The sequence below is a fragment of the Streptomyces winkii genome (assembly GCF_032248595.1).
In the GTDB taxonomy this organism is placed as follows: Bacteria; Actinomycetota; Actinomycetes; order Streptomycetales; family Streptomycetaceae; genus Streptomyces; species Streptomyces winkii.
The window spans coordinates 42,095-63,707 of the sequence record NZ_JASTTH010000011.1; the positions used below are offsets into that span (position 1 = coordinate 42,095).

General features: G+C 71.8%; 20 protein-coding genes and 2 pseudogenes. 11 read left to right on the top strand and 11 right to left on the bottom strand.

Annotation, left to right across the window (positions count from 1 at the left end):
• Window positions 1-114: 114 nt before the first annotated feature.
• The gene (locus tag QQM67_RS28185) at window positions 115-450 is read left to right on the top strand and encodes an ArsR/SmtB family transcription factor (RefSeq protein ID WP_314177830.1); all 336 of its coding nucleotides are present in this window, start codon (window positions 115-117) and stop codon (window positions 448-450) included.
• Window positions 451-1,164: a cation transporter gene (locus QQM67_RS28190; protein ID WP_314177831.1), complete on the top strand. Its 714-nt coding sequence runs from the start codon at window positions 451-453 to the stop codon at window positions 1,162-1,164.
• A 102-nt stretch (window positions 1,165-1,266) separates the two neighbouring features.
• Here the strand turns inward: QQM67_RS28190 and QQM67_RS28195 are convergent, their stop codons facing one another.
• Window positions 1,267-1,578: a hypothetical protein gene (locus QQM67_RS28195; RefSeq protein ID WP_314177832.1), complete on the bottom strand. Its 312-nt coding sequence runs from the start codon at window positions 1,576-1,578 to the stop codon at window positions 1,267-1,269.
• A 102-nt stretch (window positions 1,579-1,680) separates the two neighbouring features.
• Window positions 1,681-3,117 (bottom strand): FAD-dependent oxidoreductase, encoded by a 1,437-nt coding sequence (locus tag QQM67_RS28200; protein WP_314177834.1) that lies wholly within the window; start codon window positions 3,115-3,117, stop codon window positions 1,681-1,683.
• A gap of 1,714 nt (window positions 3,118-4,831) precedes the next feature.
• Between QQM67_RS28200 and QQM67_RS28205 the strand changes: the two genes are divergently transcribed.
• From QQM67_RS28205 to QQM67_RS28215, 3 genes are all read left to right on the top strand, one after another.
• On the top strand, window positions 4,832-5,467 hold the full coding sequence (locus tag QQM67_RS28205; RefSeq protein WP_314177835.1) for a hypothetical protein: 636 nt from the start codon (window positions 4,832-4,834) through the stop codon (window positions 5,465-5,467).
• 65 nt (window positions 5,468-5,532) lie between these two features.
• Window positions 5,533-6,153 carry a hypothetical protein gene (locus QQM67_RS28210; protein ID WP_314177836.1) on the top strand — a complete coding sequence of 207 codons (621 nt, stop codon included), beginning with the start codon at window positions 5,533-5,535 and terminating at the stop codon, window positions 6,151-6,153.
• A 136-nt stretch (window positions 6,154-6,289) separates the two neighbouring features.
• The gene (locus QQM67_RS28215) at window positions 6,290-7,720 is read left to right on the top strand and encodes a hypothetical protein (RefSeq protein ID WP_314177838.1); all 1,431 of its coding nucleotides are present in this window, start codon (window positions 6,290-6,292) and stop codon (window positions 7,718-7,720) included.
• Window positions 7,721-7,819: 99 nt separating this feature from the next.
• On the opposite strand, the gene QQM67_RS28220 is transcribed toward QQM67_RS28215, so the two are convergent.
• From QQM67_RS28220 to QQM67_RS28230, 3 genes and pseudogenes are all read right to left on the bottom strand, one after another.
• A complete protein-coding gene (locus tag QQM67_RS28220) occupies window positions 7,820-8,818 on the bottom strand; it encodes a hypothetical protein (protein ID WP_314177841.1) in 999 nt (332 codons plus the stop codon).
• A gap of 281 nt (window positions 8,819-9,099) precedes the next feature.
• A pseudogene (locus QQM67_RS28225) lies at window positions 9,100-9,870 on the bottom strand (ABC transporter ATP-binding protein); the annotation flags it as partial.
• A gap of 230 nt (window positions 9,871-10,100) precedes the next feature.
• Window positions 10,101-10,487, bottom strand: coding sequence for a GntR family transcriptional regulator (locus tag QQM67_RS28230; protein ID WP_314177842.1), 387 nt, complete (start codon window positions 10,485-10,487; stop codon window positions 10,101-10,103).
• 195 nt (window positions 10,488-10,682) lie between these two features.
• Here QQM67_RS28230 and QQM67_RS28235 point away from each other — a divergent pair, with 195 nt between their 5' ends.
• Window positions 10,683-11,093, top strand: a complete 411-nt coding sequence (locus QQM67_RS28235) for a cytidine deaminase family protein (RefSeq protein WP_314177844.1) — start codon at window positions 10,683-10,685, stop codon at window positions 11,091-11,093.
• A 10-nt stretch (window positions 11,094-11,103) separates the two neighbouring features.
• On the opposite strand, the gene QQM67_RS28240 is transcribed toward QQM67_RS28235, so the two are convergent.
• Together QQM67_RS28240 and QQM67_RS28245 are read right to left on the bottom strand one after the other, a co-directional pair.
• The gene (locus QQM67_RS28240; RefSeq protein WP_314177846.1) at window positions 11,104-12,384 is read right to left on the bottom strand and encodes an MFS transporter; all 1,281 of its coding nucleotides are present in this window, start codon (window positions 12,382-12,384) and stop codon (window positions 11,104-11,106) included.
• 105 nt (window positions 12,385-12,489) lie between these two features.
• Window positions 12,490-13,332, bottom strand: a complete 843-nt coding sequence (locus QQM67_RS28245; protein ID WP_314177848.1) for a class I SAM-dependent methyltransferase — start codon at window positions 13,330-13,332, stop codon at window positions 12,490-12,492.
• A 452-nt stretch (window positions 13,333-13,784) separates the two neighbouring features.
• Between QQM67_RS28245 and QQM67_RS28250 the strand changes: the two genes are divergently transcribed.
• Both QQM67_RS28250 and QQM67_RS28255 read left to right on the top strand, forming a co-directional pair.
• The gene (locus QQM67_RS28250; protein ID WP_314177850.1) at window positions 13,785-14,429 is read left to right on the top strand and encodes an RraA family protein; all 645 of its coding nucleotides are present in this window, start codon (window positions 13,785-13,787) and stop codon (window positions 14,427-14,429) included.
• A 1,200-nt stretch (window positions 14,430-15,629) separates the two neighbouring features.
• A complete protein-coding gene (locus QQM67_RS28255; RefSeq protein WP_314177853.1) occupies window positions 15,630-16,475 on the top strand; it encodes an SAM-dependent methyltransferase in 846 nt (281 codons plus the stop codon).
• Between the two features lie 127 nt (window positions 16,476-16,602).
• On the opposite strand, the pseudogene QQM67_RS28260 reads toward QQM67_RS28255, so the two are convergent.
• Window positions 16,603-16,851 (bottom strand): annotated as a pseudogene (locus tag QQM67_RS28260) (LysR substrate-binding domain-containing protein); the annotation flags it as partial.
• A gap of 56 nt (window positions 16,852-16,907) precedes the next feature.
• Here QQM67_RS28260 and QQM67_RS28265 point away from each other — a divergent pair.
• Complete coding sequence (locus tag QQM67_RS28265) at window positions 16,908-17,204, top strand: isocitrate/isopropylmalate family dehydrogenase (protein ID WP_314177856.1); 297 nt, start codon at window positions 16,908-16,910, stop codon at window positions 17,202-17,204.
• Between the two features lie 118 nt (window positions 17,205-17,322).
• Entirely contained in the window at window positions 17,323-18,621 is a 1,299-nt protein-coding gene (locus QQM67_RS28270) for a hydroxyacid-oxoacid transhydrogenase (protein ID WP_314177859.1), read from the top strand.
• Here the strand turns inward: QQM67_RS28270 and QQM67_RS28275 are convergent.
• The 3 genes from QQM67_RS28275 to QQM67_RS28285 all read right to left on the bottom strand — a co-directional run bounded on the left by QQM67_RS28275 (window position 18,599) and on the right by QQM67_RS28285 (window position 20,877).
• Window positions 18,599-19,186, bottom strand: a complete 588-nt coding sequence (locus QQM67_RS28275) for a GNAT family N-acetyltransferase (RefSeq protein WP_314177861.1) — start codon at window positions 19,184-19,186, stop codon at window positions 18,599-18,601. The genes QQM67_RS28270 and QQM67_RS28275 overlap by 23 nt on opposite strands.
• Before the next feature lie 213 nt (window positions 19,187-19,399).
• Window positions 19,400-20,518, bottom strand: a complete 1,119-nt coding sequence (locus QQM67_RS28280) for a hypothetical protein (RefSeq protein ID WP_314177862.1) — start codon at window positions 20,516-20,518, stop codon at window positions 19,400-19,402.
• Entirely contained in the window at window positions 20,515-20,877 is a 363-nt protein-coding gene (locus QQM67_RS28285) for a PadR family transcriptional regulator (protein ID WP_314177864.1), read from the bottom strand. Before QQM67_RS28285 ends, QQM67_RS28280 begins: the two co-directional genes overlap by 4 nt.
• A gap of 165 nt (window positions 20,878-21,042) precedes the next feature.
• Here QQM67_RS28285 and QQM67_RS28290 point away from each other — a divergent pair, with 165 nt between their 5' ends.
• Window positions 21,043-21,525, top strand: a complete 483-nt coding sequence (locus QQM67_RS28290; RefSeq protein ID WP_314177866.1) for a cupin domain-containing protein — start codon at window positions 21,043-21,045, stop codon at window positions 21,523-21,525.
• Window positions 21,526-21,613: the final 88 nt, after the last annotated feature.

Genomic DNA, 21,613 nt, shown 5'->3' on the forward strand with positions numbered 1-21,613 from the left:
GCCATGGCCAGCCCGCATGTACGTACATCTGAGCAGCACGCCGCAGATGGGCCTGCTGCCCGCGTCAGACTATCCACGGTTTCGTGAATTCAGCGTCCCCTGTACTTTTGTGGCGTGCTGACACTCGCCGCTGACATCGAAGTGCTGGCCCGGTTCGGGCACGCTCTCGCCGACCCGATTCGCTGCCGCGTCCTGCTCGCCCTGCGCGAGTCCCCGGCCTACCCCGCCGATCTCGCCGAGACCCTCGGCGTCTCGCGTACCCGGCTGTCGAATCATCTGGCCTGTCTGCGCGACTGCGGTCTGGTCGTCACCGCCCCCCAAGGCCGCCGCACCCGCTACGAGTTGGCCGACGAACGCCTCGGCCACGCCCTGGACGACCTGCGCACCGCGGTGGTCGCCGTCACGGCCGATCGCACCTGCGCCGAGGCCGACGGGAAGGGATGCTGCTGAATGACCGCGGTATCCCTCGGTCCCAGCCGTGTGCGGCGCGAAGTGCTGACCCGCCGCGTACGTCTGCTGGTCGCCGCCACCATCACCTACAACGTCATCGAGGCCGTCGTCGCGATCACTGCCGGCACCCGCGCCTCCTCCACGGCACTGATCGGTTTCGGTCTCGACTCGGTGGTCGAGGTCTCCTCCGCCGCCGCGGTCGCCTGGCAGTTCTCCGCCCGTGACCACGCCGTCCGCGAGGCCCGTGAGAAGACGGCGCTGCGGATCATCGCGTTGTCGTTCTTCGCCCTCGCGCTGTACGTCACCGCCGACTCCGTCCGTACGCTGGCCGGCAGCGGCGAGGCCGATCACTCGATGCCCGGCGTCGTGCTCGCCGCCCTCTCCCTGGCGGTCATGCCGTTTCTCTCCGCCGCCCAGCGCCGGGCGGGGCGCGAGCTCGGCTCCGCCACAGCGGTCGCCGACTCCAAGCAGACCCTGCTGTGCACCTGTCTCTCCGGGGTTCTGCTGTCGGGGCTGCTGGCCAACTGGCTGCTCGGCTGGGGCTGGGCCGACCCCGTCGCGGCCGTGGTCATCGCTGCCGTCGCGCTCAAGGAAGGCCGGGACGCCTGGCAAGGCAGGAGCTGCTGTGCGCCCGTGATCCCCTCCGCGGCGCCGGCCACCGCCGCGGAGGTCGATGCCCGCGGCTGCGGTCCCGGCTGTGCGTGCTGCCCTTGAAGCGGCGCTACGCGCCATGACGCCCTGCGCCACTGGACGGCTCCTCCGGGACCGCACTCTGTCTGTGCGTGCGGTCACCGGAGTCGCCGACTGCGCTGCGTGTCAGTCGCGTTGAGGCCGGCCCTGGGAGCCGCCCTCCTCGGCGGCCGCCGTCCGGCCGCGGCGGCCGAGCAGGGTGGTGCCCAGGATGACCAGGCCGATGGCGACGACCTTGGCGGCCTGGTAGTAGCCGGTCGCCGGTTCCTCCGGGGTGAAGGGCAGCCACGACAGCCCTGCGGCGGGGGCGAGGAACGTCCAGGCTGCCGCGACCGCGCCGAGGACGATCAGCGTGACGGCTCCTCCCGTGCCGAGCCCCGCCCACCAGGGAGCCTGGGGGTGCTGCTCGCCGGTCTGCTCAACGTTCTTGTCGGTCATGGCCGTTCTCCTGTGCGTGGAGTGACGTTCGCCGGGGAGGACGCGGGCGCCGGTGCCGGAGGTTCGCCGGCTCCGGGATTTGATCCGGCGGGGTCCGGCCGGTCAGGGGATGTCGTACGAGGTGTCGAGGAGATCGTCGTCTGCGAGGCGCTGCTTGAAGGAAGTGAGCTGTGGTCCCTCGGGGTTGAGGCTCTCGGCGACCTTCAGCCCGGAGTACAGGGAGCTCTCCTGGAGGTCGGTGATCGTGGTGAAGCTGCCCGCGAAGTAGAGGTTCCGCTCGCCCTGGTGGGCCATCATGTCGCGTGCCGCGCGGAGGCTGCGCGGCGTGGACAGGGGGTGCCGGAAGCGGCGTTCGGCCAGGACGTCGGCCGGGTCGGTGTCGCGGTGCGCGGCCCAGCTCTTGAAGATGCTGGGTTTGGAGGCGGGGTCCTGGGAGCCGTGGTAGGCGCCGATCCAGATCGAGGTCTCACAGTGCCGGCCGGCCGCGGCGGCGTTCTGGACGGACCAGTAGCCCTTGTCGGCGGGCATGTAGTGGGGATCGCGGTGGATGACGAGACGCGCGGGGTGGTACTCGTGCTGCCCGAGGTACTCGGCGATGTGCCCGAGGTCGGGGACGTCGGCGAAGAAGCCCTTGGAGACGGGCGGCGGGGCGCTCACGACGACGGCGTCGTACGGCCCGTGGCGGCCGGAGGCGGTGCGTACGTGCCATGTGCCGGACCGCTCCTCCAGACCCTCTACCGCGGCACGGGTGAGGACGGTCGTGTTCTCGCAGGTGTCGAGGAGCATCCGCAGATAACCCTCAAGGCCCACCGTGGAGTTGTAGGTGTGGACGGGCTCGAAGATCGTCGCGGGAAAGGTCTTCGCGAAGGACGACAGATGGGCACGCGCCGACTGGGTGCGGACGAGTTCGGTGTCACCGCAGGTCAGTGAGGACAGCCAGGGGGTGAGGATGTCGCGCTTGTAGTCGGCGTCGATGTCGAGCCCGTCGAGCCACTCGCCCATGGAGGTCTCCCACGGGGCGTCGGGCTCGGTCATCTTCCGGGCCTCCCCGGTGAAGGTGAGGAAGCGGAGCGCTCCGGGGAGGTCGTCCAGCACGTGGTCCGAGCCGAAGCGGGCCTTGCCGGTGGCGGCGTCGAAGATCGTGAGGCTCGCCGGTCCCTCGATCACCTTGTTCGTCGCGGGGTCGTCGGTACGTGCGCCGATCTCGGCCAGGAACGACCAGTACAGCGGATGGGTGTCGGGGTGGAAGAACTCGGCCCCGATGTCGACGGCGTAGCGCTTGTCCCCTTCCGTGACTGACACGGTGTCGGCGTGGCCGCCGATCTTGTCGCGCGACTCGAAGAGGTCGACCTGCCATGCCGAATCGCAGAAGTAGGCGGAGGCGATGCCCGATGCGCCCGCACCGACGACCGCGAGCCGCTTGCCCGGCGCGCCCCCTTTCTTCCGTTCCGGCCGGCTCGCGGGAAGGATTCCGGGCTTGAGCAGCCCCAGGGAGGCGATCCCCAGAACTCCGTTCCGCAGGACCGATCGACGCCTCAAGGGATGCTCCGCGCCCAGCATGACCCCTCCTCAAGATTGGTACGGACTTTTAAGGCGGCTCATGCTACTGGCACGGGACGGGCCGCGACACGGACAGCCCCGAATGCCTTGCCGGGGAAGGGACTTGGACGTCAATGGAACGGGCGTCCGCGCGAGGGCCCGACCGCACGCGCAACTTGCCGTACGGCATGGGGTCTTGGGTTCGACGAGTCCCCCACAGAGACATCAGGGCAACACCCGAGGGCACACCTGAGGCGTCGTACACCGAATGTGATGACCTTCGTGGGTCCCCCGACGGATGACGCCCCGCGGTTAGCCGGTAGCGGGCGGAGTCGGGCAGTAGGCTCAAGCTGTGTCCATGCCAGACAAACCGTGCATCTGCGGTGACACGGCCGCGGCCGTGAACGAGTCGCTCCGCAGCTTCCTACGGGGACGGAGCGCGTGGGATACAGCGGATCTCGCCCAGTACGAGCGCCTCAGGCGGCGCTGGGTGGATGCCGCGAGCAATCCTTCCGGCATACCGGCGTGCACATGCGGTGCCCAGGACGGTCCCTAGGCGCGGCAGTCATCTGAGGCCGGTCACCGGTCCCTTGGCCCGGATCGATCCGGGTGCAGCCGTGCGAAGCAGAAGTGCTCACACCGGGAGGTGCCCCTCGTGTTGTACGGCAGACCACTGCCTCGACGATGTCGCGTGTGTGGAGGATCGGGTCAGGGTCAGATCGTCGTGACGGGCAAGGGCGTGTACGTCGAGCGGTGCCAGGGTTGCAGAGGGACCGGGCAGCTGCACTACGCCACCGGTCCCGAACCCCGCGGCAAGGGGCGGCCGTACGAGCGGGATTAGCCGCACGCGCACCGTGCACCGGCCGGAGGTGGAGACGTCAGCCGCCGCGGGGTGAAGTCTCCGACGCCTCGGCTCCCAGGATGGTCGCGTCGCCGGCCGCTGAGGACCGCGAGCGAGGCGAAGCCGATCGGGGCTTCGAGGATCGCGCCGAGTCGCGGCAGCGACGTACGCCGAAGGTCGAGTGAGTCCAGGTAGGACACCCCGAGGTTGAGTGCGGCCGCTCCGAGCTTGTAGACGCCGTGCTCGTCGCGCTGCAAGCGCCGCGGCGGCTGCGTGAGGGCATAAAGGCCCGGAGGCCGAGCCCGTAAGGCGCCCGGACGCTTGTCCGTCGGGTCGTCGAATTCTGCCTGCCCGCATCGCCGGTCCACCAGATGAGACGGCACCGGCGGCCGGTCCGGTTTCTTTCCCGCATTCCGCGGTCCCGCTCGCGCGCGTACTCGCGAATCCGAAAGCACGGACCGTTTCTGATCTTTCGCGGAAGCCCTTTCTTTTCCGTGTCCGCGCGGCACGGCCCTGCCCTCGCGAGGTCTCAGGATTCATTTGAGGTTCCCCTGAGCTTTCTCGGTGAATGCCTCGACAGGCTCGGGAGTCACATGACGAAACACCAGGTCAGACGAGTGAGCGTGAATGTGAATCGCGCAAACCTCGTCGCCGCGACAGTCTCTGCAAACCTCCGACGTGCGGACGCACTGACCGAATTCGGACGTACTGCAATTCCGTCCCCGTCCCGCCTCCGCTTCGGTGAGATGTCTGCCACATTCGCAGGCGGCGACCTCGGGTTTTCCGCGCCGGCGGCGGCTTGCGAAGGAACGCTCTGTTTTCCGCGAGTAACATCCTTTCCGACGGAAGCGGACTGGACCGAAAAGGCCAGTCGTGAACGAGGAGCTGGAATTCCATATGGCCACCGACACACGACGGCGCACCCGCATCACCGTCACCGCTGTGCTGCTGCTGGCAGGCGTCATCGCCGTACCGGTGGCGAACGGCGCGGTCTCCGGAGGGGAGGCGGGCGCCCAGGGGCAGGGGAAGCACTGCACGCTCAACGCCGAGAGCGGCGAGACCCGTTGCTTCAAGAGCCTGGACGCCGCGACCGGCATCCCGGGCAGCGAGCGCCTCCTCGACGCCTCGGCCGGCAAGGCGAAGGCCACCGGCGAGACGCGTCCCGGCGATGAGCCGATCGCCTCGTCCGGAGAGCCCTCTCAGGGCGAGGGCGGCATCATCAGCGCGACCCTCTTCGACAAGACCAGGTACGGCGGCGCCTCGCTGACGATCAAGAACACCGAGCTCTGCGACGGCGACGCGGACGACGCCGAAGACGTGGACTTCGCCATCGACCTCGGCAAGTCCTGGACGAACAAGATCTCCTCCGTCCAGCCCTGGGGCGACTGCACGCTCAACCTCTACTCGAAGCCGGGAGAGAAGGGCGAACGCGACGGGCCCTTCGACCAACTCACGCCTGACATCGGCGACGTGATGGACAACCGCACCCAGTCCGTCAGCTTCAGCTGAGCAGCAGTGCAGACAGAGACCACGCCGGTCCGACCCCCTTACCCCCACCGCCCGTCGGAGGCATGATGACCCGCCGCAAGAAGCTGTCCATGCTCGTGATCGCGATCGCGACCATGAGCGCCACCGTGATGATCCCGTCCGCCGCGCAGGCCGACGACGAAGGGCAGCCCACCACAAGAGAGTTGCTGGAGCAGTGCGACAACGGGACGGAGAAGTGCGTATTCCACCCTTCCGGTTCGCCCGTCGCCTCCATGGGCAAGGCGCACCAGGTCGGTGACAGCGCCTTCAACTGCACCCAGGACCTTCAGCGTTCGGCGGTCGGCTGGTCGGACACCACCGGGGAGTCCAACACCGTCGGCGTCTCCATGGGTGCCGACTACGGCTTCACCAAGAAGTTCAAGACGACCGTCCAGACGAGCTACCAGCACTCCTGGGAGAGCTCGCACACCGAGGAGCAGCAGACCAACGTCGAGGTCAAGCCCGGCGAGGTCGGCTGGATCACGCGCGAGGCCGCCATGCAGGAGATCAACGGCATCTACGAGATGCACTTCGACGGCGAGTTCCACGGCCGCGAGATCTGGTATGTCCCCTTCACCGCGAAGGGCCCGAAGGCCGACGCGCCCAGCACCAAGACGCAGCACACGCGGAAGATGACCAAGAAGGAGAAGAAGGAGCACTGCGGCTGATCCGGGCCGCGGCTCTCCGGTTTCTCCGGGCCACCCCCCACAGGATCGGCCCGGCCCCGCCTCCCGTGCATGCGAGGCCGGGCCGATCCGCCACACACCCACGGGCCGCGTGCCCGCGTGACTGAAGAGGTTCTACGTGAAGCGGGTTACGAGCCCTGCCTGGCTCTCCGTGGTCTGCATATCCGCGATCCTGGCCGGGGCCCTCGGCACCGCGTCCTGGCACGCGGCCGGCAGCACCGCGGAGCCCGGAAGCGAAGGGCGGGAGAGCAGCGGTCCGGGTGGGGACGGCGGCACGAGCGGGCCCCGGCTCTCCGTCACCCCCGGCCGGTCCGAGTCCGCGAGGATCAGCCGTCCGTCGGACGGCGGCGGCCCCGGCACTCTGACGGACCGGGCCATCACACTCTCCTCCTATGACGCAGCGGCGGGCCGTGCCGTCCTCAGCCTCGGAGACCGGGACGGCAAGAAGGGCGGCGCCGACGTCCGCAAGGGCGACCTGATCACCAGCCCGCCCACGAAGACGGCTCCCGCGGGCGCGCTCGTCAAGGTCAGGGAGGTGCGGTCCGGCGACGGCCCGACCACCGAGGTACGTACGTCCCGCGCCAGCCTCGCGGAGGTCTTCGGCGGCGCGAAGGCCCGGGGGAGGATCCCGGTCTCGCCCTCCGCGTGGAAGGTCCACCCGCTGGTCGAGGGGCTCGACGTGGCCAGGGGCGTCGCGGGCGGCGCGGCCGCCTCCGGCAAGGCAGGGCGCGAGGCCGGGGACAAGACCGGGGACAGGGCCCGGGACAGGAGCCTGCGCTTCGACTTCGACACCGAACTGCCCATGTTCAAGGGCAAGTCGGGCCTGAAGCGCGAGACCGAGGTGGGCGGGTTCCTGGAGATGGCACCCGAGGTGACCTTCTCCTACGACGGGCGTGGCTCGGACCGCCCCGCGAACGCGACCGCCTCCATCGGAGTCGAAGGCGACTACAAGACGGGCTGGCGCATCAAGGGACCCGTCGCGACTCCCCGCATCGCGCCCCGCATCCCCCTCGCCGAGATCGCGGCGTATCCCGTGATCATGGTCGGTCCGGTGCCGGTCGTGGTCTCGCTGAAGCTCACGCTGGTCCTGGAGGTGCGGGCGGACGGCCGGATGAAGGCCGACATCGAGCAGGCCCAGGGCGGGACGATGAAGATCGGCACGCGGTACGCCGAGGCGTCGGGCTGGAAGTCCGACTCCCACGCCGACGGCCGGAGGCTTCCGGGAGGCCGGGCAGAGGTCGCGGGCGACGGTCAACTGCGCACCATGCTCGGCCCCGAGGCGAGCATCGGCCTCTACGACACGGTGGGCGTCGACGCGTTCTTCGGCCCGTATCTGCGGGCGACCGCCCGGCACCCGGATGCGGCCACGGAGAGCGGCGACCGGAAGCGCGGCGCCTGGAAGCTGTACCGCGGCGTGACCCTGGAGAACTCCCTCTTCGCACGGCTGCCGTTCGCGATCATCGGCATCCGCCCGTCGAAGCGCCTCGTCTTCCCGGTCCACACCCGTGAGTGGCCTGTCGCCGAAGGCAGGGTTCCGGCCCGGTCCTGAGACCCGGTCCTGACACCCTGTGCCCACGGGTGCCCCCGCCGGTGTCCCCAACCGGCGGGCCCCGCCAGGCGGTTGGGGACCGTTGTGCGCAGACCGCGGTCATGGCATGCGGCTTCGCAGCGCCCAGAATGTGGCGGCGACCGCGAGTCCTGCCATGCCGAGTACGAGCGCGGTCTCGACGAGCTGGATGGGCCAGAAGTGCGAGGCGGGATGGATGTCCATGATCTCGCGTGTGGCGTCCGTGGCGTCGGATGACCGCCCGTCGGGCAACCGGCCCGCGACGCTCGGCACCTCGTACCGGAACTGCTCGGCGTCCGGAGGCATTTGGCCGCTCCAGTCCCAGCGGACCTTCGGCCACAGCTCGGAGCGGAAGACGTCGCCCAGCAGCCGTACGAGCAGAGTGATGCCGAACCCCGCGGCGAGGCCCGGCAGCGCGCGGCCGGTGAGCAGGGCCGCGAGCGTGCCGACGGCCAGTCCGAAGAGGGCGTAGGCGAGAACGGCCGGCCCCATGGCGTTGAAGGCGTCGGATGCGTACCAGGGGTCGAGCAGCCTCTTCTCGCCCGCGAGCCACATCAGGCGGAAGGCGATCGCCATCGCCGCCGTGCCAGCCGTGACCAGCAGCGCGGCGACGCCGAGCTTGACGGCGAGCCAGCGCAGAGGGCTGACCGACTGGGTCCATACGAGGTCGACGGTGCCCGTCTCGAACTCGCGCCCGATGAGCACGCCGCCGGCGTAGGCCGCGACGGCGAACGGCACGGCCGCGACGAAGAAGGCCGCCAGATCGACGAGGCCCGTGTAGTCCCAGTCCGGGGTCAGGAGGTAGGAACTCTCGACGCACTCCCTCCCCGGCGCCGGGTTCGCGCACTCCGCGGCGGCCTCGCGTATCTCCAGGCCCCTGATGTGGAGTCGGACGATCCCGGCGAGGGTGACGGCCACGAACGCCGTCCACACCCACAGCGCGGCGCGGTGCACTCGCAGCACCGCCCAGACGGTGCCACGGGGCCGGAGGCGGCCCGCGGGTTCGGGGGAGGCGCCGTGCAAGGCGTCGTGCGAGATCTCGTCCGAGGTGCCGTGAAGGGTGGCGTCCGGGGTGGTCACGCGGCCACCTCCCCGTGGGCGGCGGACCCGGCGCCGACGGGCAGGCCTTCGGGGAGCAGGAGATCCGGGACGTCCGGGTTGCGCAGATACGCAAGGAGCAGGTGCTCCAGGCTCGGCTCGTCCACGGCCCACTCGTCCGTGGCGTGCGTCTCGGCCTCCGGCCGGTCACCGGGCCCGGCCTCGGACTTGGGCGCGGACTCGGCTCCGGGTTCGTCACCAGGTTCGGCTTCGGTGTCGACGTCGTACTCGGCGTCGGTGTCGACGTCGTACTCGGCGTCGTACTCGGCGCCGGGCTCGTCCGCATGCGCCGCGGCGGGGAGTTCGCCGTCCGTACGGACCAGCGCCATACGCCCGCGCCCCGCTTCGTACTCCTCGACCACCGGATAGGGGCCGAAGTCCCCACGGAGCCCGGTGAGCAGGCGGTGGGCGGCCAGAATGCCGTCGCAGTCGCCCGCCAGCCGTATCCGCCCGGAGCCGAGCAGCAGCAGGTAGTCGCAGGCGCCCTCCAGCTCCGCGACGACGTGCGAGGACATCACGATCGTGGTGTCACGCTCGGCCGCTTCCGCCATCAGGGCTCCGCTCAGCTCGTGCCGTGCCACCGGGTCGATGTCGGCCATCGGCTCGTCCAGCAGCAGCAGTTCGGCGCGCTTGCCGAAGGCGAGGGCGAGCGAGACCCGGGTGCGCAGGCCGCCCGAGAGCGTCCGGATCTTCGCGCGGGGATCGAGCCCGCCGCCGTACGCGATGCGCTCGGCGGCGTCCTGGTCCCAGCGGCCGGGGTTGAGCTCCGCGCCGAGCCGCAGCGTCGCCTCGACGGTCAACTGCGGATAGAGCGGCTTGTGCTGGGCGACGTACGCGACGCGCTCGCGTGCCGCCGCCGGGGTCGTGCCCAGCAGCCGTACGGTCCCGTCGGTCGGCCGCATCAGCCCGGCCGCGATGGCGAGCAGGGTCGACTTGCCCGCACCGTTCGGCCCGACGAGTCCGCAGATGCGGCCCGCGGGCAGCCGGAACGTGCAGTCGCGCAGTACGTGTTCGCGGGTGCTCGCGTACCCCATGCCGAGGCCGACCGCTTCGAGCGCGGCTGTCTCCGTCCCGGCCTCGTCCGACTCACCGGCCTCGTCGATCCCGTCGGCCTCGTCGAACCCGTCGAACCGGTCGGTCTCGTCGAACCGGTCGATCCCGCCGGTCTCGTCGAACTCCCGCTCTCCGGCGGCCGGTTCGGCATCGCCTTCGGCGGGCCGCCGGGCTCCGGTGTTCCCGTTCTCTTCGGCGTCTTCGGCCTCGGTCATCGATCCCCCTCGGGAAACTCCTGGTCGAGTGCAGAGTTGAACAGCGCCGTCACGACGTCGCGGTCGAGTCCCGCCTCGTGCGCCCGCCGCAGCCATTCGGCCAGCTCCGTGCCGAGCGGTGAGCCGGCCGGTGCGCCGTCCAGTGACTTCCGTACGAATGTGCCGAGGCCGCGGCGCGCCTCGACGAGCCCCTCGCGTTCCAGCTCGCGGTACGCCTTGAGGACGGTGTTCGGATTGACGGCCGTCGCCTCGACGACCTCGCGGGCGGTGGGCAGCCGGTCGCCGGGATCCAGCAGACCGAGCCGCAGTGCCTGCTTGGTCTGCTGGACGATCTGGAGGTACGTGGCGACTCCGCTGCGCCGGTCGATCCGGAACGTGAGCACGCAACCTCCACCACCCTTTCACCAATCAAGTAGTGAAAGGGTGGTTGGACATGGGGCCGGTGTCAACCACCTGACGCCGCACGCCATTTGGAGCCCGCGGAAGGCTCAACCGGACCCGTCGGCGGGGCCTCGTACGTACGCGGGCAGCCAGGTAATGGATGGCCCCGGTGAGGTCGCGCCGATACAGTCCGCCGGGTGACCACCACGTCCAGCGATGAACTGATCGCCGCCGCCGAGGCGGTCGTGAACCCGAGGCGGGTGGGCGATCGGCTGTTCGGCGACGTGGGGTCCACGCTGGTGACCGATGCGGGCAACCTGTACTCGGGGGTGTGCATCGACACCGGTTCGGGCACGGGCTTCTGCGCCGAGCACGCCGCCATAGCCGCCATGGTCACCGCCCGCGAGTACAGGATCGCGAAGGTGGTCGCCGTGTGGCGCGACGAGCGTGGCGTTCTGTACGTACTGCCGCCGTGCGGCCGGTGCCGGGAGTTCATGCGCCAGATCGATCCGGCGAACCTGGGCACCGAAGTCGTGCTGGGCCGCGACCGGTCGGCCAGGCTGCGCGACCTGCTGCCCGCCAACGAGTGGCCCGATCCGCTGGATTGACCCGCGAGGATCAGTGACCCGCCGAGGGCCGGCCGTGGTCCGCGTCGGCAACAGCCGGAAGACCGGACCGAGTTCGCATCGTCGAGCGCGTCTCGGCCATGGCGCTCACGGCGGTGACGAGAAGGGTGACGGCGACACCGCCGAGAATCGCGGCCGAGGGGCCGGCCAGTTCCAGCGCGGCGGCGGACAGGGACGCGGTGAGGCTGTAGCCCACGGCCCCGGTCGCGTACATCACCGAGTACGCGGCGGCGTGGGCGTGCCGGGGCAGGCGCTCGCGGAGGCTGAGGTTGCGGGTGACCATGACGCCGGACTGGAAGACGCCCGCGAGCAGCAGGCCGGCGGCGACGCCCGGGACTCCGGGTGAGACGGCGACCAGGCAGAGGCACCCGGCGGTGACGGCCAGGAGCGACAGGCTCTGGACCCGTACGGAGCCGGGCCACGTCCGCAGGCCGTAGCAGAACGCGCCGGCGGCGCCGGCGAGCGCGAATCCGGCAAGCAGCGGCCCCGACCACCCGACGGCGATGCGCCGCTCGTCGAGGAGGGCGGGAAGAACCAGCTCCGCCGTGGCCAGCATCGCCATGGCGGCGGCGCTGGTGAGGTAGACGGGCCAGCCGGAGAGCAGGGTCCGGGTCAGGGACGCCTCGGAGGGCGAGGCGGAGCGGGGTTCCCGGAGTTCAAGGAGTTCCCGGGGTTCCCGGAGTTCCGGGGGTTCAGGGAGCCTGAGAATCAGGACCGACGCGGCGGCCGCGAGCAACGCGCCCAGCATCAGCGGCGCTCCAGGGTGGATCTGGAGAGCCAGCGTGACCACCAGGCCGGGAGCCGCGGCCCAGACGATCTGGGTCAGGGTGGCCTCGGCGCTCAGGGCGCGGGGGACCGCGTCCTCGCCCACCATCCCGGTCAGCATGGCGCGGATGCCGCCGGGACAGGCGCCCGGTGCCGCACCGGCGACGAAGGCGAGGCCGATCAGTACGGCGGAGGGGGCGGACGCGGCGAGCGGCAGGGCGCAGAAGGCGAGCGCGCCCACCGCCAGCCCGACCGCCAGCTGCGGCCTCGTCCGGCCGCGGCCGAGCCGTGCCCCGAGCACGGACGCACCGGCCACCTCTCCCAGTACATACGCGGAGGCCGAACTCGCCCCCAGCGCGTATCCGGACGGGCTCCCCCGGCTCAGAAACACCAGGGCCAGCGGTGCCATCGCCACCGGGACCTTGGCGCCGAGCGCGACGAGGCCCCACAGCCGCACGTCACGGGTCATCAGGTCGCGGTAGCGGTGGCGGGACGCCGCTGCGGACAACTCGACCACCCTTCGCTCCGGGGGAAGCGAACAGGTCCGCGGTGGTCCTCTTCGGTTCCCGTACGTGACGTGCCCGATGCCCGCGCCGTCCGCACACTGCGCGGGTCAGCGGGGGTCCGTCCACCAGACGAAACCCTCGGTGCTCGGGCGCCGTTCGGAGAAGCGGCCCGAGGGGGAGACCTCGGCGAGCAGGCGGCGCAGGTCCGACTCGAAGTCGTCACGGTGCTCGCCGAACAGATGTGGCGCCGAGTACGACATCGAGAACACCCACGCGACGACGTCGTCACATGTGCGCTCCAGTGCCTGCCCCGCGGGCACGACGAAGCGCTCGGGACCGGAGAACCCCGTCCGGGCGAGCACCGCGGCCTCGCCGCCGGGCGTCCCCTGCGGCAGCACTCGCCGGCCCGCCCGCCGGACGGCGCCCAGCCGGCGCTTGACCAGCTCGTCGATCGCCACGTAGGGGACCGCGGGGTGCGGAAGGCCGTCGACCGAGAGGTCCTCGTCCTTCAGATCCGAGATGTGTACGAGCGCGCCGCCGGGCCGGAGCATGCCCCGCACGGTGGCGGCCACCAGGTCGCGGTCCATCCAGTGGAAGGACTGGCCGAAGGTCGCCGTGGTGAACGTGCCGAGACCGAGCGGCAGTTCCTCCGCCCGGGCCCGCACCCACCGCGCTTTGCCTGTCACGCCTGCCTCGGTGGCCCGGCGCCCGGCTTCGGCGATCATCCCCGCGTCGGGGTCCACGCCGACGACCTCCCCGAAGACGTGCGCGAGCCTCAGGGCGAGGGTGCCCGGTCCGCAGCCCACGTCCAGGAGGCGCCCGCGCCCGTCGAGGCGGAGTATTCCGGCGAGGACGTCGGCGAGGCCGGGGGCGTAAGGGAGCCTGCCGCGCTCGTAGTAGGCGGCCGTACCCGAGAACAGGCTGTCGTCCCACTCCCAGTCGGCGTCCACCCGTACCTACCTGTCCAACTCGGTCCCACTCGGTCCGTCGGCCGGTCGGCGCGCGGTCGGCCGGCGGCCGGACGACAGCTTAGGGAGCGGTCCTCTCGGCGAGGGAGCCGTTTTTCGGCGCGCGGTGAGCGTTCGGGTTCAGGGAGGCCCGCTCCCCGGCCAGGCACGTCGGCACAGGTGGGGGTGCGCGGGGAGCGGGCTGGCTCATGGGCTTCGGCCGGTTCCGGCGGTCCGACGCTAGCCGCGCCGTCATCCGGCGCCTTGAGCAATCGCTACTTGTGACGGGGGACACGGGGGACAACGGGGACACGGGGGGCGCGTGGCGCGGGGCCGGCCCGCGCGCACGGCGCCGTACGGAGGGGGCCGTCGAGCCGACCCGCGGCTCGCCGCTTTCCGCGCGTGCGGCCGGGGCGGCGGGCACAATGCGGGGCAGTCAGGCCTCTGGAGGAGAGATGAGCAGCGAGAACGACGTGGACCTCGCGGCGAGGGCTGCTCGGCTGGGCTCCGCGAACCTCGTCGACGCGATGGGCCGCGTCCACGGTCACCGCGCCCACGTGCTGGCTCTGGCCAGCCCCGACCCCGCCCGGCCGCTCTTCGGTCCTGCGGTCACGCTCGCGTATCTGCCCTACCGGGACGATCTGCCGCAGTCCACGGAGGGCTTCACGGAGCTGTTCTACGAGGCGATCGGGCCGTCGCCGTCCGGTCACGTGCTGGTGCTCTCCAGCGGCGGCTACCCCGACGCGTCGCATGGGGGCGGTACGAAGCTGTCCCGGGTGGCGCACCACGGCCTGGCCGGTGTGCTCGCGGACGGGCGCCTGCGCGACTTCGGCGAACTGCGCGACCACGGGTTCGCGACATGGTGCCGGGGAGAGGCGACCCGCTGGGGCGGCGACACGGTGATGCCCTACGCGGCCGGCGTCGCCGTCGAGGTCGCGGGGGTGTGCGTGATCCCCGGCGACTACGTCTTCGCCGACGCGGCCGGAGCCGTGGTGATCCCGAAGGCGAGCCTGGACCGGGTGCTCCGGGTCGCGGCCGAAATCGAGGCGGAGGACGCGGAGTCGGCGTCGCGAATCCGCGAGGAGCGGCTGCCGCGCTGAGGCGTTGGCGCGCTGGCGCGCTGGCGCGCTGGCGCGCTGAGGCGTGCTCGCGAAGTGCCGCCGGGGCGGCGCGGCTTGGCCGCACGCCCGCGGCGCGGGCCGCGGGCGCGGGGTGCTGCCGCCGCCCGCGTTGCCGTTGTCGGCGGAGCTCGCCGATCTCGGGGAAGTGCATTCGGACGGCGGGAGCCTGGCACGCCCGTGGGCGTGGGCCATGTGCGAGCGTCCTGCGGCGCAAAGCGGTTGCCCGCGCAGGCCCCAAAGGCGAACTCGCAGCAGCGCCAGGGGACTTGGCAGGTACGCCGGTGGCGGGGGCGCGACGGGTGTTCGGTGTCCGCCGCAGCTCGCCCGGCCACTGGGGGCGCGGAGTCCCCGTGCGGGTGGCGGGACTTGGCACGTCGTCCGCGGCGTGGGGCTTGGCGCGCGGTGCTGCCTCCAACGCCGCGTATCCGCCGCGCAGCTCGCTGCCACAGGCGAAGTGCCACCCGGACGGCGGGACTTTGGCCCGTACGCCCGCGGCGCAGCCGCGTGCGCGGGGTGCTGCCGCCGCCCGCGTTTCCGTTGTCGGCTGGGCGAGCCGCCCTCGGCGAAGTGCCTGCGGGGTGGCGGGATTTGGCACGTACACCGGTGGCGCGGGGCGCGACGGGTGTCCGTTGTCCGCGCGCAGCTCGCCCGCCCCCCTGGGGGCGCGGAGTCCCGTGCGGGTGGCGGGACTTGGCACGTCGTCCGCGGCGTGGGGCTTGGCGCGCGGTGCTGCCTCCAACGCCGCGTATCCGCCGCGCAGCTCGCCGCCCCCGGCGAAGCGCCCCTCGGACGGCGGATCTTGGCGCGTACGGCCCGTGGCGCGGGCCCGCGGGTGCGAAGGCGTCGCGCGGCGCTCATCCGTTGCCGGCGCAGCCCCCCGGGGCTCGAAGTCCCGCCCGGGCCAGGGGACTTGGCACATGCCCCGCGGCTTCCTGGCTGCGGGTTCGGCCCACACACCCGGCGAAGGCCGGGAACGCTCGCGGCGGCCCCGCCACCTCCGGCGGCGAGTTGCCCCGTATGGCGACCGCGCGCCCCGACGCGCGGGACCGTGTGCGGGGCCGCGGGAGCGGGAAGGGTGCGCAGCGTGGTGAATATTCACCGGCCAACTGCCCGGGCTCGGTGGTGCGTTAGCATCGCGGGACGGTCGACGGTCGACAACACAGCGAGGAGCGTGGGGACATGGCAGACGATGCCGGTGCGACTGGCGACCCTACGGGCGACGTCCCGCTGATCGTCGGTCGTGACGTCCCGCGGGCCGCCAGCGGCGTGCCGCACTCGGCGCGGATGTGGGACTACTGGCTGGGCGGCAAGGACCATTACGAGGTCGACCGGCGCGCGGGGGAGACCGCGCGGGAGGCCTACCCCGGCATCGTCGACATCGCGCGGACCAGCCGCGCGATGCTCGCCCGCGTGGTGCGCTACCTCATCTCCGAGGCGGGCATCCGTCAGTTCCTCGACATCGGCACCGGGCTGCCCACCGCCGACAACACGCACGAGATAGCGCAGCGTGAGGCGCCCGAGAGCCGCATCGTCTACGTGGACAACGACCCGCTGGTGCTCACGCACGCCCGCACCCTGCTGGCCGGAACGGCGGAGGGCGCGACCGACTACCTGCACGCGGACGTGAACGAGCCGCAGCCGATCCTGGAAGGGGCGGCGCAGACGCTCGACCTGTCCCGTCCCGTGGGGCTGATCATGTTCGGCATCATCGGGCACGTGCCCGAGCACGCCGAGGCGCTGACGATCGCGCGCACCCTCATGGACGGCCTGGCCCCGGGCAGCCATCTCGCTCTGTACACCGGCACCGACGCCGACCCGGATCTGGTCGAGGCCGAGCGGCGCGTCGGGGAACACGGCGGCATCCCGTACCGCCTGTCGAACTTCGACCAAGTCCGCGAGTTCTTCTCGGGGTTGGAGCTCGTCGAGCCGGGCGTGGTGCCCGGCCCGCGGTGGCGTCCCGACGGGCCCGTCACCGACTCGGCCGCCGACATCGCATCGCTGGGCGGTCTCGGCCGCAAGCCGTGACGGCCGCCGGACGACCGCCGTCCATCGTGTTTCCGGCCGTCCGTCGTCCGCCCGGCCCTCCGTCCCTCGTACGCCCCCCCCGTCCGGAAAGACCGTCAAAGACCGTCATGGAAGGCCGGCGAACCCCTCACGCCTTCTCGCGCTGTGCGCCGCCCTCCCGCGCCACCTGCCGGAGGATCTTCGCCATCGCCGTGCCCACCGGAGTCGGTGCGCGGTCCGCGGAGTGGGCGAGCATGATGCGTCTCGACGGCGCCTGGCCGCCGAGGTCGAGGACGCGCACGTCCTCGCGTACTCCGCTGAGCGCCAGCTGCGGCACCAGCGCGACGCCGAGCCCCGCGGCGACCATGGCCTGTGCCTCCTGGTAGTCGTGGGCTTCGAAGGCGACGACGGGTTCGAAACCGGCCGCCTGGCACGTCCCTGGGCGCCGCCACCGTGGGCGGCCTCGGCATGTGCGGCTCGCTCAACGCCGGTACGGACGCGGCGTACGCGGAGCCGGTGCACGGCAGCGCACCGGACATCGCGGGCCGCGACCTGGCCAACCCGCTCTCGCAGATCCTCAGCCTCGCGCTGCTGCTCGACCACGCGGACCTGCCCGTGGCGGGCGCACGCGTCAGCGCCGCCGTGGAGTCCGCGCTCTCGCGCGGCGTCGCCGAAGTGGTCGAGGGGGGACGGCCCGTCGGCGGAACGCGGTCGGTCACAGCGGCCGTGTGCGAGTCGCTGCGGCGGTGATCACGGCGGCCCGGCCACCGGTCGCCGCTCGGCGGCCGGGGGTTGCCCCGGGCCTCATACGACTGAGAGACCGGGGTACTGGTCCCGCATCGACCGCGAGCGTGGAGGCGCACTTCCGATGAGCAACGCAGACAACGGCGCCCTGGTAGAGGAGACCGTCTTCACGTGGGGCGCGCCCCCGCTGAAGTTCGGCGCCGGCGCCGCCGACGAGATCGGGTTCGACATGGCGCAGTACGGCGCGCGGCGCGTGCTGGTCCTCACCGATCCCGGCGTCGCCGCGCTGGGAATCCCGCAGCGCGTCGCCGAGAACCTCACCAAGTACGGCCTCGACGCCGAGGTCTTCGACGCCGTGCACATCGAGCCGAGCGACGCCAGCTTCGCCGGCGCCGTCGAGTACGCACGCGCCCGAGGCCCCTGGGACGGCTTCGTGGCCGTCGGCGGCGGATCGGCCATCGACACCGCGAAGGCCGTGAACCTGCTGACGTCCTGCCCCGGCGAGCTCATGGACTACGTCAACAAGCCGATAGGCGGGGCCAAGGTTCCGCCGCGGCAGCTCAAGCCGCTGATCGCCGTGCCCACCACGGCGGGCACCGGCGCGGAGAGCACCGCTATGTGCGTGCTGGACATCCTGTCGATGAAGGTCAAGACGGGCATCAGCCACTGGCGGCTGCGCCCGTCCCTCGCGGTGGTCGACCCGCTGCTGACGATGACCCTGCCGCCCGAGGTCACGGCTTCGGCGGGGATGGACATCGTCTGCCACGCCCTGGAGTCGTACACCGCGAAGTGGTACGCGGACTCCGACCGTCGGCGGCCCGAGGAGCGCGTGACGTACTGCGGCTCCAACCCCGTCTCCGACCTGTGGTGCGAGAAGGCGATGAGCCTGATCGCGAAGTCGTTCCGGCGGGCCGTGCGCCGAGGAGCCGAGGACGTCGAGGCCCGTACGGACATGCTCATGGCCGCGACCTTCGCCGGGATGGGGTTCGGGAACTCCGGGGTCCACATCCCGCACGCCAACGCCTATCCGATCGCCGGCATGGTCAAGGAGTACCGCCCGGCCGGATATCCGCAGGACGAACCCATGGTGCCCCACGGCCAGTCGGTGTCCCTGACGGCGCCGGAGGCCTTCCGGTACTGCTTCCCGTCCGCCCCCGAGCGGCATCTGCGGGCGGCCGAGCTGCTGGCTCCGGACAAGGAGCTGCTCTCCGATCCCGCCGAGCAACTGCCGCGGGTGCTCATCGAGTTGATGCGCGACATCGGCATTCCGAACGGCATCGGCGCGGTCGGCTACGGCGAGAGCGACGTGGCGGATCTGGTGCCGGGGACGATGAAGCAGCAGCGGCTGCTGTCCACCTGCCCCCGGCCCGTGGGCGAGGAGGAGATCGAGCGGATACTCCTCAACTCCGTTCAGAACTGGTAGCGCGGTCCGGCGCCGGCGGCGGCCCGTCCTGGCGCCGTATACGCCAGACGACCTCGACGCCCACCTCGCCGGGCGCGGCCGGCCCCTCCAGAACCGGCCGCCGTTCGACCTGGGTGAAGCCGAGCCGTCTGGCGACGCCGCCGCTCGCCTCGTTGGCCTCGTCGTGGTGGATCTCCACGACCTCTATCCCGGGCAGGGCGAACGCCTGCCGGAGCAGCGCCGCCGCGGCCATGGTCGCCAGCCCCTGCCCCGTCCACGACCGGTGGATCCAGTAGCCGATCTCCAGTGCGCCGGGACCGATGCGGCGCATCAGACTGCAGCTGCCGATCGTCGAACCGCCCACCGATATCGCGTAGTTGAACGCCTGCCCCTCCGCCCACTCACGCTCGCAGCGCGTCACGAACTCGAGGGACGAGTCGGGGCTGTGGCCCTCCGCCCACGGCATCCAGGGCGTGAGGTGCTCCAGGGACTCGGCGACGACCCGGTACGCGACATCGGCGTCCGGGCTTCGCCAGCGGCGCAGTTCGACGCGCTCGTGGCGGACCAGCTCGGCAGGTCTGTCCATGAGTCGATGCTTCCCGCGCGGGAGCCCCGCCACAACTCGTTTACGGAGGCCGGTGGCAGGAGCGGACGCCGCCGTCACGGCGCTCGGCTCAGGGCTCGACGCCGGGCGCTGCTTCGCCTTCTCGCGCCGGGGCGCGCCGTGTCGGCCAGGCGCGCGGCCCGTCCCAACGGCCGCCCCCGGGGCCTCCGGGAGTCCGCTCCGCCCGGCCGCGGCTCACTTCCCGCCGGGCCCGCCCCGTGGTGAAGTCGCCGTGCGCGCCCGTGACTTGGCGAGGTAGTGCCTCGCCAGTGCCGCGCCCTCCACCACCGCGAGAACCAGGACGCCCCACTGGTGCCATCGCAGGTCGGGCCAGTCCGCGTCGGCCAGCCACAGGACGGCGCCTCCGAGGATGATCCACTCCCGTCGCGTGGCGAGCTCCTTGCGGGTGAGGCGCTTCGCGCCGCCCTCCTCGACGAGGCTCAGCGCGTACCTCTCGGCGTCGCCGAACTCCTCCTGCGGGCGCGCGCCCGAGGCCTCCAGGTGCTGCCGCGCGTCGGACACCAGGCGCCGCGCCTCGTCGCGCCGCACGCGGTGCCGCCCCCGGAGCAGCCCGTAGAGGCGGCTCAGCCAGCGGCGGACCTCGCGGTCGTCACCGGGCCCCGCGGAGTCGTCTCCGCTTCCACCCGAACGTCTCGTATGCCTCGTACGTCGCAACAGGCGTCCGAGCGCCCTGCGTTCGGCCCCGTCCGGGCGCTCCAGGCGCTCGCCGAACCAGTTGAGAAGCAGGGCCGCGGCGATGAGCGCCGGGGACGGTATGCGTCCCAACCCGCTGCGGGGGAGCTCCAGGAGCGCCACGGCCGCCGGGACGCACAGCACCAGCGCGGCGCATCCGGTGACGAGCGAGGCGCGCCGGAAGCCCGCCGCACGGAGCGAGTGCGCGCCGCCCGCGACGGCGAACGCGACCCCGATCAGCACCGTGCCCGCCAGCCCCGCGACGGTCACCTCGATCCACAGCCCCATGCCGATCCACGCCATGGTTCCGCCCAGGAACAGGAAGACGGCGGGCAGCGTCAGCGGAGCGCCCCAGTACTCGTCCATCGTGACGTCGTCGTAGTCGGTCCTCGCACGCGTCGCGACGGGAATCCGGCTGACGGCGACGGTGTCCGCGTACTCCTCCGGATCGCCGAACGCCTCCCGGAGGCTCTCGCCCGACTCCTCGCAGTGGGCGAGCGCCTCCTTCGCGCAGGCCGTGGCGGTCTCCCGGTCCAGCCCGCGCCGCGTCAGGGCGAACGTGAACTCGTCCTCCCAGTCGCCGCGGTCCGCTTCCGCTTCCGCCGTCGTCGTGTCCTTCATCTGGCCCGGCCCTTCTGGACGTTGGTGCTCAGCAACTGGTCCATGCGTTCGGCGAAGCGGCCCCAGCGGGTGCTCTGTGCGGCAAGCCAGCGGGCGCCGTCGTCGGTGAGCGAGTAGACCTTGCGGCCAGGGCCGCCCTCTCCCGCCGCCCACGTGGAGCTGAGGACGCCCTCCGACTCCAGGCGTGCCAGGACGGGATAGAGCACGCCGCCCTTCAGCCGTCCGAAGCCCGCTTCGCCGAGGCGCTGCGCCACGGCGTATCCGTGCCTGTCGCCCTCGGCGAGCACCGCCGCGGCCGCCAGCTCGATCACGCCCCGCAGCCAGGCGGCCGGTTCCTCGTTCGTCGCGTCGGTGGTCACGGATTGAGAGTAGACCAGTTTTGCCACTAGTCAAGATTCCGACTAGTTCTCCTTCTCTCGGGTGCGTACGGCCACCCGGCCCTGCGCGCGATGCCGTACCGCCGCCGGGACGGCCACAATCACGGAGACCGGACGCTGGGAGGGAAGCACGGAAGGAGAGCCGCCATGTCGTATCCGGAGCCCCGCTACCTCGGCGAAGGAGGCGAGGTCACCGCGGTGTTGAGGCCCGCCGACACCGGGCCCGACCTCGAGTCCGGGACGGGCAACCGCACGCACTACCTCGCCACCGGCGCGAGCACGGGCGGGGAGTTCGGGCTCTACAAGGTGGAGATGGGACCCGGGTCGCCGGGGCCGAGCAGGCACTTCCACCGGTCGATCTCGGAGTCGTTCTACGTCCTCTCCGGACGGCCGCAGCTCTTCGACGGCGAGCGCTGGGTCACGGGCCGGTCGGGCGACTTCCTGTACGTGCCGGCCGGCGGGCTGCACGCGTTCAAGAACACCTCGGACGGGCCGGCGTCGATGCTCTTGCTCTTCTCGCCCGGAGCGCCGCGCGAGGAGTACTTCGAGCGGATCGGGGAGATGACGCGGCGCGGCGGCAAGGAGCTGGAGGACTTCCTCGTGAAGCACGACAGCTTCTTCGTGGAGTGACGGCCGTGACGTTCCCCGTGGGGTGACGGCCGTGACGTTCCCCGTGGGGTGAGGAGCGACGGCTCCGCCCCTCCCGGCACGTGCGCCG

Coding starts and splice junctions, on each gene's coding strand:
- QQM67_RS28190 (WP_314177831.1), top strand. CDS start 451: ATGACCGCGGTATCCCTCGGTCCCAGCCGTGTGCGGCGCGAAGTGCTG.
- QQM67_RS28195 (WP_314177832.1), bottom strand. CDS start 1,578: ATGACCGACAAGAACGTTGAGCAGACCGGCGAGCAGCACCCCCAGGCT.
- QQM67_RS28210 (WP_314177836.1), top strand. CDS start 5,533: ATGACCCGCCGCAAGAAGCTGTCCATGCTCGTGATCGCGATCGCGACC.
- QQM67_RS28250 (WP_314177850.1), top strand. CDS start 13,785: ATGAGCAGCGAGAACGACGTGGACCTCGCGGCGAGGGCTGCTCGGCTG.
- QQM67_RS28255 (WP_314177853.1), top strand. CDS start 15,630: ATGGCAGACGATGCCGGTGCGACTGGCGACCCTACGGGCGACGTCCCG.
- QQM67_RS28270 (WP_314177859.1), top strand. CDS start 17,323: ATGAGCAACGCAGACAACGGCGCCCTGGTAGAGGAGACCGTCTTCACG.
- QQM67_RS28275 (WP_314177861.1), bottom strand. CDS start 19,186: ATGGACAGACCTGCCGAGCTGGTCCGCCACGAGCGCGTCGAACTGCGC.
- QQM67_RS28280 (WP_314177862.1), bottom strand. CDS start 20,518: ATGAAGGACACGACGACGGCGGAAGCGGAAGCGGACCGCGGCGACTGG.
- QQM67_RS28290 (WP_314177866.1), top strand. CDS start 21,043: ATGTCGTATCCGGAGCCCCGCTACCTCGGCGAAGGAGGCGAGGTCACC.